This is a genomic window from Ferrimicrobium sp., assembly GCF_027364955.1.
Classification (GTDB): domain Bacteria; phylum Actinomycetota; class Acidimicrobiia; order Acidimicrobiales; family Acidimicrobiaceae; genus Ferrimicrobium.
This window is the reverse complement of sequence record NZ_DAHXOI010000019.1, coordinates 25730-43340: the sequence shown is the minus strand read 5'-3', so window position 1 is coordinate 43340 and position 17611 is coordinate 25730. Positions and strand designations below refer to the sequence as shown.

General features: G+C 56.5%; 15 protein-coding genes and 1 pseudogene. 12 read left to right on the top strand and 4 right to left on the bottom strand.

The window, feature by feature from the left end; all coding sequences use genetic code 11:
• Positions 1-256: 256 nt before the first annotated feature.
• Complete coding sequence (locus tag M7Q83_RS11015) at positions 257-394, top strand: hypothetical protein (protein ID WP_298338548.1); 138 nt, start codon at positions 257-259, stop codon at positions 392-394.
• A gap of 220 nt (positions 395-614) precedes the next feature.
• Here M7Q83_RS11015 and M7Q83_RS14320 read toward each other — a convergent pair whose 3' ends face one another.
• From M7Q83_RS14320 to M7Q83_RS11005, 3 genes are all read right to left on the bottom strand, one after another.
• Entirely contained in the window at positions 615-929 is a 315-nt protein-coding gene (locus M7Q83_RS14320; RefSeq protein ID WP_366526404.1) for a type II toxin-antitoxin system PemK/MazF family toxin, read from the bottom strand.
• Positions 923-1150, bottom strand: coding sequence for a ribbon-helix-helix domain-containing protein (locus M7Q83_RS11010; protein WP_298338545.1), 228 nt, complete (start codon positions 1148-1150; stop codon positions 923-925). The genes M7Q83_RS14320 and M7Q83_RS11010 overlap by 7 nt, the downstream gene beginning before the upstream one ends.
• A 460-nt stretch (positions 1151-1610) precedes the next feature.
• Positions 1611-1916 carry a hypothetical protein gene (locus tag M7Q83_RS11005; protein ID WP_298338543.1) on the bottom strand — a complete coding sequence of 102 codons (306 nt, stop codon included), beginning with the start codon at positions 1914-1916 and terminating at the stop codon, positions 1611-1613.
• Positions 1917-2114: 198 nt separating this feature from the next.
• On the opposite strand from M7Q83_RS11005, the gene infC reads away from it, so the two are divergent.
• The 10 genes and pseudogenes from infC to M7Q83_RS10955 all read left to right on the top strand — a co-directional run bounded on the left by infC (position 2115) and on the right by M7Q83_RS10955 (position 12964).
• Complete coding sequence (gene infC / locus M7Q83_RS14315) at positions 2115-2963, top strand: translation initiation factor IF-3 (protein ID WP_366526405.1); 849 nt, start codon at positions 2115-2117, stop codon at positions 2961-2963.
• Between the two features lie 544 nt (positions 2964-3507).
• Complete coding sequence (gene rpmI / locus M7Q83_RS10995; protein ID WP_298338539.1) at positions 3508-3702, top strand: 50S ribosomal protein L35; 195 nt, start codon at positions 3508-3510, stop codon at positions 3700-3702.
• Between the two features lie 34 nt (positions 3703-3736).
• The gene (gene rplT / locus M7Q83_RS10990) at positions 3737-4087 is read left to right on the top strand and encodes a 50S ribosomal protein L20 (RefSeq protein WP_298338537.1); all 351 of its coding nucleotides are present in this window, start codon (positions 3737-3739) and stop codon (positions 4085-4087) included.
• Positions 4088-4163: 76 nt separating this feature from the next.
• On the top strand, positions 4164-4862 hold the full coding sequence (locus M7Q83_RS10985; RefSeq protein WP_298338533.1) for an RNA methyltransferase: 699 nt from the start codon (positions 4164-4166) through the stop codon (positions 4860-4862).
• A 67-nt stretch (positions 4863-4929) separates the two neighbouring features.
• Entirely contained in the window at positions 4930-6396 is a 1467-nt protein-coding gene (locus tag M7Q83_RS10980) for an MFS transporter (RefSeq protein WP_298338529.1), read from the top strand.
• Positions 6397-6511: 115 nt separating this feature from the next.
• Positions 6512-7068, top strand: a pseudogene (locus M7Q83_RS10975) (IS607 family transposase); the annotation flags it as partial.
• A 447-nt stretch (positions 7069-7515) separates the two neighbouring features.
• Entirely contained in the window at positions 7516-8673 is a 1158-nt protein-coding gene (gene pheS / locus M7Q83_RS10970) for a phenylalanine--tRNA ligase subunit alpha (protein WP_298338526.1), read from the top strand.
• Complete coding sequence (gene pheT, locus M7Q83_RS10965) at positions 8670-11126, top strand: phenylalanine--tRNA ligase subunit beta (RefSeq protein ID WP_298338523.1); 2457 nt, start codon at positions 8670-8672, stop codon at positions 11124-11126. Before pheS ends, pheT begins: the two co-directional genes overlap by 4 nt.
• A 560-nt stretch (positions 11127-11686) precedes the next feature.
• Positions 11687-12523, top strand: coding sequence for a sulfite exporter TauE/SafE family protein (locus tag M7Q83_RS10960; RefSeq protein WP_298338520.1), 837 nt, complete (start codon positions 11687-11689; stop codon positions 12521-12523).
• Complete coding sequence (locus M7Q83_RS10955) at positions 12524-12964, top strand: DUF1634 domain-containing protein (protein ID WP_298338517.1); 441 nt, start codon at positions 12524-12526, stop codon at positions 12962-12964.
• A 908-nt stretch (positions 12965-13872) separates the two neighbouring features.
• Here the strand turns inward: M7Q83_RS10955 and M7Q83_RS10950 are convergent.
• Positions 13873-14496 carry a hypothetical protein gene (locus M7Q83_RS10950; protein ID WP_298338514.1) on the bottom strand — a complete coding sequence of 208 codons (624 nt, stop codon included), beginning with the start codon at positions 14494-14496 and terminating at the stop codon, positions 13873-13875.
• Between the two features lie 1351 nt (positions 14497-15847).
• Here M7Q83_RS10950 and M7Q83_RS10945 point away from each other — a divergent pair.
• The coding region (locus M7Q83_RS10945) for a hypothetical protein (protein ID WP_298338511.1) at positions 15848-17611 on the top strand (1764 nt) is incomplete at its 3' end.

Below are 17611 nucleotides of genomic sequence, written 5' to 3'. Positions count from 1 at the left end.
CGCTTATGAAGTCCACCCTGAGCGCTTTGTGAGAAAGATTCCAACCCCACCCACCCTCAACACCGAGGTCTGGATCAACCGACCAACTGAGGAGGAGATGAAAGAGGGTCCTTAGGCGGCCGGAAGTTAGCGTTTTGAATACTAAACTGATGAGTACCTCGTACATTTTTTGTAGAGACCTTCCGCAACAAGGCAGGCTCCCTATGGGCATACTGGTGATAGTTGTCGTCGCCAAACCCACAAGGAGCCCTCAACCGTGAAGGATAGTAACCAAGCCATGAACATCCTTGCGGCCTATGACCTCCACCAGGCCTACGATCAAGCAGCCAGAGTGAAACTACTCACGATACGGGACAAAGACAAGAGACGCTTGGTGAGTGCTCCCGCCAAGTGATGCGAGCCTGGAGGTTTTGGAAGACCCCTCGGATTTGGGCGGACTCCAGGGTCTTCTGTCGAGGGACTGGGACTGCCACGTGAGACGCAGATAGGCATCACGGGAGAGTCAATATTGTGTGCTTGCGGTGCACTCCTCGTCCGCAAGTGTTCTGTAGGGGGTTCAACTTTCTTGCTCGGTGTTCGAACAAGCTGGCTTCGCCACCAATTGGTCAGCAGATCTAGCAATCGGCGAGAGCGGTCAGCGATCGACAGATTTCGTGATGTCGATCGCCCAAACTCCCGATTCGCACTACTAAAGCCGATCGCCGGATGCGTTGTAAGTTGTCGAACGACGCTGCGCACTCGACATCAAGTTCATCCTCGTTGCCCAGGGGAATCTCGGTCGGGATGCTGCGCACGGTGCGAGTTATTGGCGCCACTACAATTCCGGTGAGCACGGCGATCGCCTCGTTACGAGTGACCACCAGGACCGGTCGTCGGTTGTCCGCGGCCTGGGCCCACCAGATTTCTCCTTGGGCGGGCAGGGCTACCAAGGTTCCTCTTGGACTAGTGCGCGGGTGGCCTCGTCGAGCCCGCCTAGTTCATCCTCAGTCTGCGGTTGAAGTAGGTAGCCCTCGACTAGGGCACGACCCGTTTGCCGGCGTCGATGGTGCTCCACCAGAGCTTCGAGGCCCAGCCGGACCGCTTCAGAGCGGGTCGCTACTGTTCCTTCGCTGACGAGGGCATCCACCGCGAGGAGAAGCTTATCGTCCACCCTTGTAACCAGTTGTGCCATGCGACCAGTACAGCATACTGTAATGCGACCAGAGACATTCTGGGTCGAGGACGGCGCTCATTGAGCGAATCCTTGCAGACAGGAGGGGGGCGAGATTCGATGGGTCGTTGATGGCTTTTTGGTGTCCGACCGGGGTAATCCGCGAGAGCCACAGTTTCAGGGTCGCACAACACGCCAATGAGGAGGCTCTTTTGGAAGAACGCACATCACCAACAAGCGGACAAGTGAGTCCGTCACCTGGACGTTTGCTATGGGCCCGAGCGAGCGCTTCATCACCCACATGATTAGGCGTTTTGGCGCTACCAAGTCAATGCTCGTGATCGTCTCACCAACAGAGTGGACGACGGTTGAGGGGTCGACCAGTGCCGACCACAGCGCTCTAGTGTGGTCGAATCTTGGTAGCCGGCGGTGAAGTGAGATGGTGGTCCCTGTGGGGGAGTCAAGCCTCGGCTGTCGGTGGAGTGGGAGGAGGAGTCCGTGTGGGCTCGTGGTCGAGTTTGGCAACCTGGATGAAGGCAGCTTGGAGCTGTCGAAGACCATCTTGGAGGGGTTCGCCCACCTCGCCGAGGCGATCCTCAACGGCGCTGAGTATTCCCGCGAAGGCATCGATGGCGAGGCTCGCATCGGTGAGCCTCGGAGGTGTCGCGCCCAGGTAGATAGTGGCAAGCTCGAAGAGGCCGTAGGCGTGGTTCGCCACAATGGTTGCTGGATCTGCACTGAGCAGCTCCTGTTGGAGCTGCATCATGTGTTCTTCCTCTTGGGACATCGAGAGGTGGACCGCCCTTTCATCTCAGGTGAGCAGGAGTTGGTAGGGTAGGGAAGCAGGCTCCTGACTGCTAGAGTAATTCTAGAAGGCTAAGCGGAGTTCTGTCTCCCCCCTACTGTCTCGTTGAAGAGCAGCTGGGTTCGGATAGAGTGATGCTGCCTGCCGTGAAGTTCACAGATTGGAAGGAGTAGCTCTATCGCCTCAGCACCAGACCCCGATGCACGGATCAATGATCAAATTCGTGTCCGTGAGGTTCGCCTCGTTGGACCTGATGGGAATCAGCTTGGCATTAAGTCAATCCAGGAGGCGCTGACGATGTCGCGCGCGCTTGACATGGATCTTGTGGAGGTGGCGCCTATGGCACGACCTCCAGTTGCCAAGATTATGGACTATGGCAAGTTCAAGTTCGATCAGGCCCAGCGCACCAAAGAGTCCAAGCGTAAAGCATCAGCCACGCAGATCAAGGAGATGAAGTATCGTCCCAAGATCGGGGTCGGAGATTTCGATACTAAGACGCGCCAGGTTGCTAAGTTCCTCGCCGAGGGACACAAGGTCAAAGTGACCATCATGTTCCGAGGCAGGGAGATCTTCCATCCGGAACTCGGCCAGGAGATCTTGGAACGGGTCATTGAAGGGGTCAAAGAGGTTGGACGGGTTGAGACCTTTCCAAAACTCGATGGTCGTAACATGCTGATGGTGTTGGTACCAGAGAAGCGTCCCGTTCCGAAGGGTCAGAGCAGTGGATCGCACGGTTCGCATTCGACTAGTTCCCATTTGGATGGTGTTCAGTCAAATGGTACGAACTCGAACGGTGTTCACTCAGAGGTTGCTCCAGCTGGCAGTGGGTCAACGGGCAGCGCGCCCAGTGACACAGCGGCCAAGGTCGCGACAGCTAGCGACGGCAGTCCCTCCGCGCCGACGACCAGTGTTGACGTTGATAGGAGCTCTACTCCAGAGGCAGGAGCAGTGCCGACGACGGCGCTTGTTCCTGATGCGAAGGTAGTGGATGACGCGACCACTCGCTAGGTGCCGATAGACGGAATCTCTGCGAGCTAGGCCGGCTGGCGCTAGTCTTAGATCGGCTTGTCTTGGTAAGAGAACGTTGTCGTTGGTTCAACTCAGAGGAGATGGATCCAGAATGGTGGCATTCGGGGTAGATGTAATCGGGACAGATGCATTCGGGGCAGGTCGATTCGTCGGTCTCGTTCACCCTGATGGCCCTTGGTTGGTTGTGCGCTGGTTGGAACGGATAGGTCAAGCCCAGGGATCTGGGTCGGGGCAAGGGACAGTGTGAGGTAAGACCTGAGTGGTAAGAGTTGAGTGTCCATCGAGAAGGTGGACGATAGTAGGTTGATCGTCGCGGTGTGAGGTGCTAGGCCTCGAGAGATGGTTCTAGGCCTCGAGAGATGGTTCTAGGCCTCGAGAGATGGTTCTAGGCAGTGCGCTACGAAGACAGATTACCGAGTAATTCTGTCGGTGTGGCGCTATGAACTGCCGCAATGGGGTAGCTGCAATCAACAAGGAAGTCCAATGCACCGGAAGGTGCTTGGAAGGTAGAAAGGTGAGAAAAATGCCGAAGATGAAGACTGACAAGGGAGCGAAGGCTCGATTCAAGGTGACGGGTACTGGCAAGTTGCGACGACAGCATGCGTTCACCTCACATCTGTTGGAGAAGAAGTCATCGCGCCGGATGCGTCACCTGCATCAGAGCGTTGAGGTCTCGAGTGGTGACGCTCGTCGTGTGAAGAAGTTGTTGGGGCGTTAGTTAAGCCGGTCGGGAAAGGTTCAAAGGAGAAAACATGGCACGGGTTAAACGATCCATCAATTCAAAGAAGCATCGCCGCAAGATACTTGAGCTAGCAAGTGGTTATTATGGCAACAAGAGTCGGAGCTATCGGGCCGCTCATGAGCAGGTCATGCACTCGTTGCAGTACGCCTATCGTGACCGACGAGCACGCAAGGGTGAGTTTCGCCGCCTCTGGATTCAGCGTATCAACGCCGCTGCCCGGATCAACGGTACGAGTTACTCACGGCTGATGTTCCAGATGAAGGAGGCTGGGGTCGAGGTCGATCGCAAGATCTTGGCCGACCTCGCTGTCACGGATCCGGGTGCCTTTGCGCGTCTGGTGAGTTCGGTCTCTGGTCGCTAACGCTTCACAAGCCGAACTGGCTCATCTTCGTGAGCTACTTCGCTCTCGCGCCGAACGCCGAGCTTCGGGCACCTACGTGCTCGAAGGTCGGCGTTCCCTCGATCAGGCCATCGCGCTTGGAGAGGCTATCGGGACGGTCTTTGTCACCGAGGCGCGGTTTGAGAACTATCGCCACTTGGGTGATCAGGTCCGCGTCGTTCCGGAGCGTCGTCTCGCCCAGGTCTCTTCCCTGACGAACACCGATGGCGTTATCGGTCTCGCTCCGCTACGGTTGGCGAGCCTCGCGTTCCTCGCCAACCAGGAGTGCATTCTCGTTCCGGTGGGTCTCCAGGATCCTGGTAACCTTGGAACGTTGATCCGGTCAGCACTTGCCTTCTTCTCTCAAGTTGGGCTTCTCGTCGGGCCAAAAACCGTTGATCCTTTCTCTCCCAAGGTGGTACGGGCTACGACGGGATTGATCTCATTGGTGGCGGTGTGTGAAGTAGATGACTATGAACAGAGTCTTGTTGAGCTCGGTGAGATAGGGGTGAGCCGCCTCGCCTTGCTCCCTCACAAGCAGGGCAACCTTGCCCATGCCCGGTCGCTGACCCCGTTGGCGTTGCTAGTGGGTTCTGAGGCACATGGCATTGAGGATGCACTCCTCGAGCATTGCGATGCGGTGGTCTCGATCCCCCAGCGTAACCAAGTCGAGTCGCTGAACGCTGGTGTCGCAGGATCGATTGCTCTCTTTCAATTGGCACAGGCAGCTGGCTACTCTGACGGAGACGTGAGGTAGAGTTTTCGTCCGGTCGCTCTGTCATTTGAGCTTGGTGGTGCAACTACCGGTCGGCTAACCTAGAGGGATGGGAGGTCACAGTTACCCTCAAGGCAAACCTCGTCGGTTCCTGACTGAGCCGGCTCGTCCGCAGTTCATCAGGGATCGTCCGAACGCGTATTGGTACGCGGTGGCTGCGGTGTGTTTTGGTGCCTTTATGGGGCAATTAGACGCTAGCATCGTAACGCTCGCCTTTCCTACCATGCAGAGACAGTTCGGGGTAACCGTAGGTGCAGTGCAATGGGTTGGCCTCGCATATCTTCTCATGTTGGTCGCGAGTCTGATCGCGGTGGGTCGCTATGCCGATATGGTCGGCCGCAAACTCATGTACACCTTTGGTTTTGTGGTCTTTATTATCGGCTCTGCCCTGTGTGGCTTCGCTCCTGACCTTACGTTGCTCATTGTTTTTCGCGTGATTGAGGCGGCTGGTGCGGCCATGCTCCAAGCCAACAGTGTTGCGATTGTTGCTGGGGTGATGCCGAAGGAGAAGCTGGGTCGAGGAATCGGAGTACAGGGTGCAGCACAAGCCCTCGGTCTCGCCCTTGGTCCAATGGTGGGAGGACTACTGATTGGACTCGGAGGATGGCCGTTAATTTTCTTTGTCAACGTTCCTGTGGGCATCGTTGCCACCGTTATGGCCTGGTATCTTATCCCCCGCACGCGCAAACTGGCTGCACACACTGCTTTTGACTGGCTTGGCCTGGCTATCTTCGCACCCATTGGGGTGGCGCTCATGCTGGCTCTTTCGTTGGGCAATCAACTGGGTTGGAGCTCTCCATTTGTCATTTCGATGTGGATCATCGCGGTGGTAGGCATGGTTTTGTTCGTGCGGCGGGAAAGTCGGACTGCACACCCAATGTTGGACTTGACCTTGATGAAGGTCAAAGCATTCTGGGCCGGCGTTGTCAGTGGCTGGTTGATCTACTTTGTGATCTTTGGTGTTCTCTTTGTGGTCCCGTACTATCTCGAACGGACACTGCAGTTCTCGTCCACTAGGACTGGGCTAGAGCTACTAGCGATGCCACTGGCGATCGGGATTTTCTCGCCGCTTTCCGGTCGATTCGCGGACCGACTAGGGGCCCAGCCTCTCATGATTTTTGGAATGAGCCTCAGTGTGATCTCCTTGTTAGTCATGGCGTTCGACCATGGCAACCTTCTGCTTCTCGTTCAACTCTTCGCGGTTGGTGCTGGGCTGGGCATGTCGACAGCGCCCAATAACGCGGCGACAATGGGGGCTGCCCCCGCGCACTCTTCCGGTGTGGCTAGTGGAGTCTTGAATATGTCTCGGGGGCTAGGCACCGCAGTGGGCCTTGCTCTGACTGGAGTAGTTTTTGCTATCTTTGCGACCACGCACCCCATCAATCCTGTGCTAGTGGCAGAGGGCTTCAAGTATGCAGCCATCTTTCTCGCTGGTATATCCTTCATTGCAGTCATTGTCTCCATTATTCGTGGCAACGGTTCACTCGCATCGGATCCAACACTCTTGGTTGAGTAAGCCAGTTAGGGATTGCCATCGGGTCCGACCCCTCCTGCTTTCGAGGCTGATCTCTGGGGGCGTGCTGGTTGAGGGTTGCAACAGTCGTCGTAGCGACACACCACAATGATTAGTAATGAACTCGGCTGATTGGGCACCGTCCCAGGGTATAGATCCACATACCGCATATAGACATACCGCATATAGATGGTATCGGACGGGGAAGATGCCCGTCCCAGCATCCAAAGTTGGCCAGCTCATTCTGGTTGGAGATCTAGAGTCTAAAGAACCACAACATGGATCGTCGGTTATCTATGCTCGAGTCTCGTCGTCTGACCAAAAACAAGACCTAGACAGACAGGTGGCGCGAGTGCTGGCTTTCGCTACCGAACACCGATATTTGCTAGAGCGGGTAGTGACCGAAGTTGGTTCCGCTCGCAACACAGACACACGCAAGTTTCTGTCACTCTTGAATGACCCCACCATTCTGGTTGAGCATCGAGACCGCTGCTGTCGGTTTTCGAGCCGAATATGTGGAGGCTGCGCTTAGGTGCACAATCGAGAGGATTGATCGTGCTTGACACCGCCAAGGTAGATGATGATCTTGTCCGCGATACAACAGAGTTGTTGACCCCTCTATGTGCCCGACCCTATGGACCTAGGTCGGCTGTCAGCAGAGCACAGTGTGCTATTGATGGTGTTAGCTCTCCATCCAAACAACAAGTCTTCGAACTCGGATGTCACTCATCGACGACACCAAGGCGTCTACCGGACGGATCGTACCCGCAGGAGAACTGGCAACGGGACACGATTATCTGCGACTGCAGAGACGACGCAGTCAAGGTTGTGGTTCCTGACTGAGCAAGAGAGGTCAGTCCGGGTCTTCAGTGGAGGTGAATCCGCCATTTGCGGCGAGATTGGGCGTGAGTTCGCCACGTGAGTCTTTGTGTAGATAATAATGTAGTCTCCGTTTGGAGTCTCGCCATCGGCATTTGTTGACCGATCTCCGGGTTCTGACACGTCCTGTTGCATTGTTCAGCTCTGCGGTTGGATCAGGACAAATTCCCGAACTCTGACCCCAATAGTGTTGGTGTGTTCGATCCAAGTCCTGCAGCATTTGCGTGACGTAAGTTCCCCGGGATGACTATTGCATATCCCTATCATCACCAATGGCCGAGGTCAGCGTTTATCCTGGTTATGAACGCCGAAGAGAAAGGTATCCTCCGCATGGCCGAGATTGACGCGACACTGGCGGAGCTCGCAGACTTCTGCGACGAGAGCGTCGCCAAGCTAAGCACTGTAATGACCAACGCTGAGTTGATCGCCGCTAAGGAGGCGATTCACGCGCACACCACCCCGCTCGCCACGATCCAGAAGGCGATGCGCAACATCGCTCCAGAGGATCGTCCGCGTATCGGCGCCGCCTTGCATGAGGTTCGGTCACGACTTGAGGGTGCGATCGATGTCAGCGAGCGTCGTGTCAACGAGGTCGAACTCGCCAACCGCCTTCGAACTGAGCATGACGACATCGCCGCCTACCTGCATCCAGGACGATTACGCGGCACGGGTGCCCTCCATCTTCTCACCCAGACGCGGATGATGCTCGAGGACCTCTTCATTGGGATGGGTTTTGTAGTTGCAGAGGGCCCAGAGGTGGAGACCGAGTGGCACAACTTCGAAGCCCTCAATATCCCCAAGTTCCACCCGGCGCGGGCGAACCAGGATAGCTTCTATCTGAACTACGGCGAGCCGGAGTCGACGCTCCTTAGGACCCACACCTCACCGGTGCAGGTCAGATTGATGCAGACGAGTGAGCTTCCGATCTACGCCATCGTGCCTGGCCGTGTCTATCGGCGTGATACCCCCGATGCTCGTCACACCCCCGCCTTTCACCAGCTTGAGGCCTTGGTGGTGGATAAGGGAATCACCTTTGCGAACTTAAAGGCGACGATCGAGGCCTTCACCTCTGCCTATTTTGGTCCTGACATCGAGGCTCGACTCCGCCCGGCCTACTTTCCCTTTACCGAACCCTCAGCGGAGTTTGAGATTACCTGCACCGTCTGCAAGGGCGATGGGTGTCGCACCTGCTCAGGTACGGGTTGGATCGAGCTTGGTGGATCGGGGATGGTGCACCCGAACGTCTTTGCCCATGTCGGGATCGATCCCGAGGTCTACAGCGGTTTTGCCTTTGGCTTTGGGATCGATCGGTTGGTGCAGATGAAGGTCGCCCTGGGTGACATGCGCATTTTGCCGGAGAATGATCTACGTGTGCTTGCACAGATGAGGGGAGTGTTGTGAAGATAACCCTGACATGGTTGGCCGAGTTCCTCGATCTCGGTGCTCTGTTCGAGGTCGACGAGGCGGTTCGTGTTGGTCCTGGCCATTCGGGTGTGCGACAACTCGTGGATGCAATGAACGAACTCGGTATGGTGGTCGAGGGGGTCGAGCACGCACCTGCCTCCCTCGATGGGGTCGTGGTGGCCGAGGTCGTCTCGCTCGAACCCATCGAGGGTGCTGACAGGATCCGTGCGACTCTCGTCAACGACGGCGAGGGGGAGCCCAAGTCGGTTGTCTGTGGAGCCTGGAACTTTAAGGTAGGGGATAAGGTGCCCTGGGCTCGCCCGGGTGTGACCCTCCCTACGGGTATGACGCTGAGCGAGCGCAAGATGCGCGGTGTCGTCTCACTCGGGATGCTCTGCTCACCGGTAGAGGTGGGGGTCTCCTCTGAGGCTGGTGGCCTGTTGGTCCTTGATCCCCTGACACCAGCCGGGGTGGACTTTGGGGCATACTTCGGGATCTCAGACGATATCGTCTTTGACCTAGCGATTGAGGCCAATCGACCCGATGCGAACTGCGTTCTTGGGGTGGCTCGCGATCTCGCTGCCTGGCTTCGGGTCGATTTCTGGACGCCCGAGCCCCCAATCACCCTGGAGGTGATGGACGATCCTAAGCCCAACACCGATTCTCGGGCCTCAGATCGCCTGTTGGTCGCCTCACTCGGTGGGATTGAGACGGCTACTTTTGCACTCCGGTTGAGTCGGCGCCTACACCTTGGTGGCATGCGCTCGATCTCGCCGGTGGTCGATGCGAGCAACTATGTGATGCTTGAGATCGGTCAGCCGACCCACCCCTATGACGCGACACAGCTCGGGGGAGGCACCATCGCTGCGCGTTTTGCGAGCGTTGGCGAGGGGATCGTCACGTTGGATGGATCGACGCGAGCGCTCGAGACCTCCGATATCGTCATCGTCGATGGCAACGACCAGGTCGTGGGTCTCGCCGGTGTGATGGGTGGGCTCGCCACCGAGGTGAGCGAGGCGACCACCTCGGTGTTGCTCGAGGCTGCACACTTTCCCGCGGACCGGATCGCGCGAACCGCGAAGCGGTTGAACGCCCGGAGTGAGGCATCGGCCCGTTTCGAGCGCGGTACCGATCCTGCGATCCTTGAACTGGCGATCGTCCGAATCGCTGAGCTGGCGAACCTTCGGATCGAGGGACCGATACGGCGCCGGATCGATGCTACTGGGCCAGCGTCCCCGATTGAGGTACGCCCCACTCGCGTCGGTGCGATCCTTGGCCACGAGTCAGTCGATGAGCTCCTTTGTGTACTCGAACCCGGTGGGCCATTGGAGCGTATTGGGTTTCGCATCGAGCAGGCCGGGGCGCTCTATCGAGTTACACCCCCCAGCTTTCGCCCCGATGTGGGGAGCGAGATCGAGGCGATCGAGGAGATCGCTCGCCATTTTGGGTATCAACGGATCACCTCGACGCCGCTCACAGTTGCGACCACTGGCGGTCTGACCGAGCGCCAGCAGCTGATTCGTCGTCTCAAGGGGCTGCTCGCGGGCATGGGAGTCTTTGAGGCCTGGTCGGTGACCCTTGTCTCTCCTGAGGAGCGAGAGCGAGCGGGAGGTGCAGGCGAACCGATCGAGTTGGCTGATCCGCTGGTTGCACAGGAGTCTGAACTGCGCCAGACGGTGCTGGCGGGACTGCTCCGCTCCCTTCGAGTAAACGTTACTCGGCGATCGAGCCCGGTTGCCCTCTTCGAGGTCGGGCCAGTGATGCAGCGGTGGCCGGTGGATGGATCGGCCCCAAGTAGCGATTCGTCGGAACAAGTCTCCTTGCCCGATGAGAGACTCAGGCTCGGGGTGCTGATCGAGGGGGATGATAATGGGTTGGCGGTGATCGCGCCGGTGCTGACCGCAGTTGAACGGCTCTTCGGTCTTGATGGTGTGCTCGGCGTGGCCGCTATCGGAGAGGATCTGATCGGCTGGCCCGAGCTGCACCCTGGTCGACGATCACAACTTCGCTTGGGCGAGGAGGTGGTGGGTGTAGTCGGTGAGCTCCATCCTCGCCAGATCCCTGAGGAGCTCGTTCACCTGGTGGAGGGTCGTTTTGGCTACCTGGAGATCGACTTTGAGCCCCTTGTCTCCTCAATGCAACCGATTCGCCGGGTCGAGGTCCCCTCGGTCTACACGGCGAGCACCCTGGATCTCTCCTTCTCAATCGGGCGTGATGCTCCCTTAGGGCCACTCGTGGCACTCATCGAGGAGGCGGCGGGTGATTTGGGGGCTGATCTGGCGGTTTTTGATCGGTATGTGCCAACCGATGACCCCGAACATATCTATGTGGGTCTTCGACTTCGCCTTGAATCAGATCAGGGAGTGATCACTGAGGGTACACTCCAGTCTCTTATTGACACCATTGACGCACGTGCAGCAGTGCTGGGGGCACAGCTTCGTCGAGGCTGAGTTTCCGATGGTGCTGGTGATCCTTTGGTTGAGGATGTCTTGTTATCGTGCCGGTTGCCCGGTTGTGAGAGGCGCTGCGCTGGGTTGATAATAGGTTGAGTGGTACTCAGTCAAGATACATGCGTAGGGTGCTCACTACTTATCGATGTCGTCATTGGTTAGGTAGCCTCTCGCGGTGGCTTCAACGGATAGCGGAGAGGTGCTCAGAATCGGCGGTCCCATACTGTTACATGCGCCATATGGCGTAGTTACGCTATTCCTGTAGATAAATGCATATTTCTGGTGTATGCCATGCATATCGAGCGTAATAGATGCGGTTCAGTGACGGTAAGTGCCTGACGTCACCTCGTTAGATATTTGGATAACCTCGACTTCGATAAGTTGGACAATACTATAGCTTTGCTTAGGATGGGTGTATCGGGCTGCCAACCTGTCCGGTCATCCGTACAAGTTGGACCCCGCGACGATAGTGAGCTGCCTGTATGGGTGGTGCTAGCTGCTTCACCGGCTAATTGTTCTTCAGCTCCATTGGCAGCTGTGTACCTGGTAGATTGTTTAGCGTGTCACCTATAGATTTCGTAGTCCTGTTGGCGTTGATCTCGATCCTGGCTGGCGTGCTCGGTTCGTTGGTCGGTCTCGGTGGGGGAGTCATCGTCGTCCCAGTGTTGACGCTGCTCTTTCACGTCGATATTCGACTGGCGATCGGGGCATCCATTATCTCGGTGATCGCGACCTCGTCAGGGGCAGCCGCCGCCTACGTACGAGAGCGTATGACGAACTTGAGAGCAGGTATGTTCTTGGAGATCGCCACGACGACGGGTGCGGTGACGGGCGCGTATTTAACCACCGTCCTGCCTGCGAGGTTCCTGTTTATCCTCTTTGGAGTGGTCTTAGGCTACTCGGCAATCGCGATGTATCGTAAGCGCAAGGCGGTCTCACTACTCACGGTCTCCAACGACAGGATCGCAAACTACTTCAAGCTCCATGGTAGTTACTACGACGACGCTGAGAAGAAAGAGATCAGCTACAAGGTGGTTGGCACCAAGCCAGGCCTCGCGCTGATGTTCGTCGCAGGTATGGTCTCGGCTCTGCTGGGTATTGGTTCAGGTGCGCTGAAGGTTCCGGCGATGGACTTAGCGATGCACCTCCCGATGAAGGTCTCCACTGCTACGTCTAATTTTATGATCGGGGTGACGGCGGCAGCGAGTGCCGGTGTCTACTTCGCTCGAGGCCAGATCGACCCGATCATCGCGGCTCCAGTCGCCGCTGGTGTGCTTGGCGGCTCCATGCTGGGAGCCAAGGTGTTGGGTCGTATTCATTCTGCCAAGGTGCGAATGCTGTTTGTGGTGGTGCTTGCCGTCATCGCTATCGAGATGTTCCAAAGGGGGTTGTTCTAAATGGCACAGCGTGAAAAGACTCCAGAGGAGCTGGAGCGGCTCGAACAGAAGGTCCGCCAGACCGAGATCGCGATCAGCTGGGTGTTGCGCATTGGCGTCGTTCTCTCAGTGATCATCGTGACGATCGGGTTGGTGATCATCTTCATTCATCATCCTGGGTATGCCAAGATCACCGGTGGGGTCTCCTATCATACGGTTGCTGGCAGGACAGCACTCTTTCCGCACACCTTTGGTGGCATCATCAAGTACCTAAAGGCCGGCAAGAACGGTGAGGGACGTGGGATCGTCGTCATGGGGCTCATTGTGCTTCTCCTCACCCCGATCCTGCGAGTGGTGACCGGTGTAGTGAGCTTCATCTACGAGGATGACCCACCGATGGCGATCGTGACCGCCTTTGTGCTCTTTGTGTTGATCATGTCGTTCGTACTCTCAGGAGCATAAGACGTAAACTGATCGCCGGATCTGTCTCTCGAAGTCCCTAACATCAAGTTGGGGACTTCTTGGTTTTTGGTGTTCTTCTTGCCATGTCTACCTTGGTGGACCAACTCTCGTCAGCAGCTCTTCGAACGGATCGGGTTGGGCTCTGGAAGGGTCGATGGGGCCGGCCATGGAGTTTGGACCCTGGGGTGTACCAGGCGAAGGGTCCCTCTGGCGATGGGCAGCGATTCGGGAGTTGGTTAGGGTGCGTTCATGGTGTGACATGAGCCTCGGGTTATGGAGGTTTCGGCCATGTGCTGTCGTTTCCTGGGTGGCCAAAGGATTCGGATTGCGTGCTGACTTCGCTTTAGGAGATGCTGGTGGTGGCGACCCGGTGGCCTTATTGCCTGTTGCGATAGCTTGATTGCCTGGTGCGATACTTGCTGAGCCGTGTGGGTTTGGGAAGAGCTGGTCCTATCGGGTTGGGGCAGGGCTAGCCTTGACGCGACGCCAAAGCTGAGTAACGAGAGTTTAGCTAACTTGTATCTTGGGAGGATCCCTTCAGCGAGGTAGGCATCCAGTGCCATCCGCAACTTAGGGAGTACCTGACAATCTCTGGTGCAACAGCGTCTCTTCGACGTCCCCTGAGTTGCCATTGGGACTCGGCTCAGGGTTTCGCTGTTGGAGGACAGTGGACTGGAAGACTGCTGTCGAGAGGGTGCGGTTAGCGCTCCCTTTCGGGAACGAGAATCGTGGCGCTGGGTTTGGTCGTGACATCCATGCTGCTCAGTCGGAGGTGAGGTGTAGAACGGCAGCCTTACCGATCATTGGCCATGGGCGGGTTGAGTGGTGGGGATGCGGACAAGACTCACCACGGGAGGTGCTCCGTGAGACCCCAGGCGTGACAGGTTCTCGAACGATACTGGCGCGCGCTAGCGTGCTCGACCATAGTGGCGAAGGATCGCCTCCGTTACAATGCCGGACATCGAGAGAGTCACTCCGTCCTTCATGCGTTTGAGCCCCAGCGCCTCTGACTCGGTGAGATAGAGCGGGACGGAGCGTGGTTCGTCAAGGCGCTTTCTACGGCGAATGACCCTCGGAGGCCCGAAAGGATCCTCTTCTTGTACGCTCGGCACGGCGAACTGAGAAGCGATCTCGCGGTAGCGTTCACGAAGCGCGATCATCACTACCTGACCGCGAGCTAGTTGGGTCTTTCGAGTCGCTCGGTCGAGGACTTCGCGAGCCTCGCGCGGGAGCGAGAGTGTAACCACTCGCAGGTTGCCGTTCGGTGTTCCTGGAATAGCGTCCGATTGTGATTTGCTCGGTCCTGTTGTCCTGGTCGGCGTTTCGGCATGGCAGTTTTCCGCTTGGAGCTTGCGCGTTTCGGCAACGGTGGGAGGAGTCATTTGAACGGTAGCTGGCAAGTACGGCAGGTCGATGCCGGTGTCCTCATGGGAGAGTGGTTCTGGAGTCAGAGGAGGTGGGATTGGGAGTGTTCCGCCAAAGTCCTCAGCTATCTCGCTGGCATGGCGATCAAAGTAGTGGTCTGATTGCATGCTACGCTCCTTTGGTCTCAGCTTGGGGGATTGATGGTGATGTTGTTGTTAATACGGGATCGCCGGTTGAATGGGTGTGGGGAGCGGCGAGTGATAGGTAAAGACATTCGGGTATTTGAGACACCACGACAGTTGTATAAAGTTTTCTGAGCTGAGGTGTCTGTTGGAAATCTGGGAGACTCAGAGTTCTCTGAGGCAGCGAGAACATGCGATAAATTGGGTGACCGAGTTGCGCGAAGGTGGGCAGTCGGCAGTGTTGCGGACAGCGCGGCGCGGGCAAATTTTGGGCAGTGAGCATCGTAGGGAAACAACGAGAGGGTGTCGAAAGTGTTGGAATTTTGATGGACTGCATCAGCACGCGGGCGAACGGCACTGGAGACACGGTGCTTTTTGGGTGGGAGTCGTGACAACGTCGAAATTGATGGATCGAGCGGCGTGAGAGGCGTGGTTGTGTCGCGACGCTTGTCGTCAAAGGAGAGACATCGCTGAGTTGATCTGCGATTGGTGTTCCTGGGTGGTTGGGATGAGTCGGGACCCGTCACGGGATGGTTGGCATGAGCTATGGTCTCTGTTTGGACAGGGGTAACGGGTTCGCCTGCGTTTTGAGAGGGGCGAAAGAAGCACATTACCAGAGCGCCGTCAATGACCAAAGGGTTGACCTTGGAACCCATTTAGTTGGGGGTAGGGAATTCTGTATTGACGCAAAGGCCAAGGTGAGCATCCAGCACCGCTACCAAGGAAGGACGGCAGGAGCCGACGAATTGGAGGAATTGGAGATAGATCCAAAGGCAAGTGAGATGTTCCTTTTGACTGCGATGAGATGACCGGCTGTTGGACGACTGGAGATGGGAGCTCTGGCAGGTTCTCAACTTGGTGCGCGAACACCTTATGGTGCTGGTTCTTGGCACACTCATTTGACTTTAGGCAGGAAGTGTTTGCGAGCCTCATGACGAACCTAGCTTAGCATGATCTGAGGCTGGGCAGCTTCATCTATCGGTAAAGTCACTGAACCGCCGTGTGTACGTATGGTAGTGATACGAGCCAAGTGCGAGCTTAATATGCAAGCGTTGTCTCACTGGGTAGAACCTAGTGGCAGTTTGCTCCGCAGGCCTCGCCTCGACCTTCGGTTCTGATGCCCAAGGGCAGATCGGGTGGGTGAATCTGGAGGAATTATCACGTGTAGAGGGAAAATGTGCGCCAGGAGTGGGAAAATGGAGCGTTATCGGGTGTAGGTCTGGAAATCTTTAGATATTTTTCAAAATAATGCAGTGATTGGGCTAAGAGTGTGATTGAATAGAAATCGCGTCTTCTTCGGATCGCCGCCATTTGCTCGATGGCAAGGCTGCGTTAGGTGGAAATAAACGCATTTGAGGTTGACCGGGATAGCCGGTCTGGGTTGATTGGGAGCGGGTATCCGGTGAGACTGCTGAGTGTGCGCGCAGTGACGAGCGGTGTGATCAGATCAGCGATGGCGGTAGTCGCCTTAGTCGGTGCCGTTGGATTGGCATCTCTGGGCTCAAGCGACCTCGCGCACTCAGCATTGACTGTGAATAATCAGCCCGCGCCCGCGCCCAGCACTGGTAGCTGTGGGCCGGGTTCGACTTACTCTTCGGCCTGCACTGGCAACGAATGGTTGCTTGCCTATAGTTCGGTCAACCAGCCGGATGGGCCACCTCAACCTTCCTTCGGACAGTCGGCATCGTTCTATTACGAAGATGAGACTCCGTATTTCTCCTCGTTACAGTCAGCTCTCCCGGGCCAACCAACGCCACCGGCACAGTCGTCTGCGACAGCTCCAACTCTTCAGATCTTCAATAGTTCTGGCACTGCCGTCTACTCGAAAACATATCCCGGGTCTTCCAAGACTCCTCAAACTGTTTATGACGGATCGTATAGTGCTCCCTCATCGTCCGAGTTGGCTTACCTTTCTTCTTTGGCGCCAACTAATCGAGTATCCTCTCCTGTGCAGACAGGATCGACTCCAAATGCCTATGACAACTACGTGCCGGCGAATATCGGTGAGGGCAAGGTAGTTACACCTTTTGTAGCAAGGTTCAACATCAGCATTCCAACCGCAAGTGCACTTAGTGCAGATAACGATGGTGTGTCTGCGAGCTCCTACACGGCGAGATTCACCGTTTGGGATGGTGACAACAACTTTGACACATACACATGGACTCTGCCTAGCCAGCAGTTAACCACTCCAACGACCTCCGGTCAGATCTCGCTTGCCAAGTTAGTGTCTGTAAATAATGGGACCCCGACTGATGCCGCAGCGATTAGCCCATCAGAGCTTAATAAAGGCGTTTCTGGGTATTTCCAACTGATCCCGAGTGTTGATGGATACATTCAGGGCGGGGTTGATGTAGCTGATCAACTTCCGGTATACCCTGGCCTCACTTACGGTAGTCCATTGGTAACCAATGAGAATGCGGACTTTAACAATGGGTTGAGTGGTGGTACCAGTTCGCCACTTTGTAGCCTTACCTCCGCGTCGTCATCGCTGGCGTGTACATTTGCACTCGGCAACGGTGGCCCAAGCCTCGCCTCGGAGACGTTCTCGGCTTTCACCTCGGTGGCTACCATACAGGTGCCATTCACCATTGCGAGTAGTGCTTCGCCCGGTGTGATTACTAACGGGGGCGGCATCTCTAGTGCTGATCCAGCCTTCGCCTCCGCGGAGACCGAAAATAGCAACGGTTATGTGACGCCTATTGTCAGATATTCGAATCAGGTGGACATCGTACTTTCTGATTTCAACGATAATATATCCGGTTGCATCGTGGATACCACGGAATGGAACTTTAATATCCCTGGTGTGGGAAGCTCCAGTGCTCCTCGCAGCATCATCGTAGTATTCCAGGAGAGCAACGGTACCGACATTGCGGTTACGATTCCTATCGACATCGCGAACTCGAAAGGTACGGCCCACTATATCACCGATAGCTATCTGAACGATACTCCAATAGGAGGTTACGCGGCTGGCTATAACTTTCATATCAGCGATGGGCCGGGGTGCAGTCTGACCGCGCCTGTCCTCTCGATCAGCAAGGACCAGAGCCTGAATGGCTCCACCTCGGGCCAGGGCGCACTGACCTTCACCCCGACCGGTGGT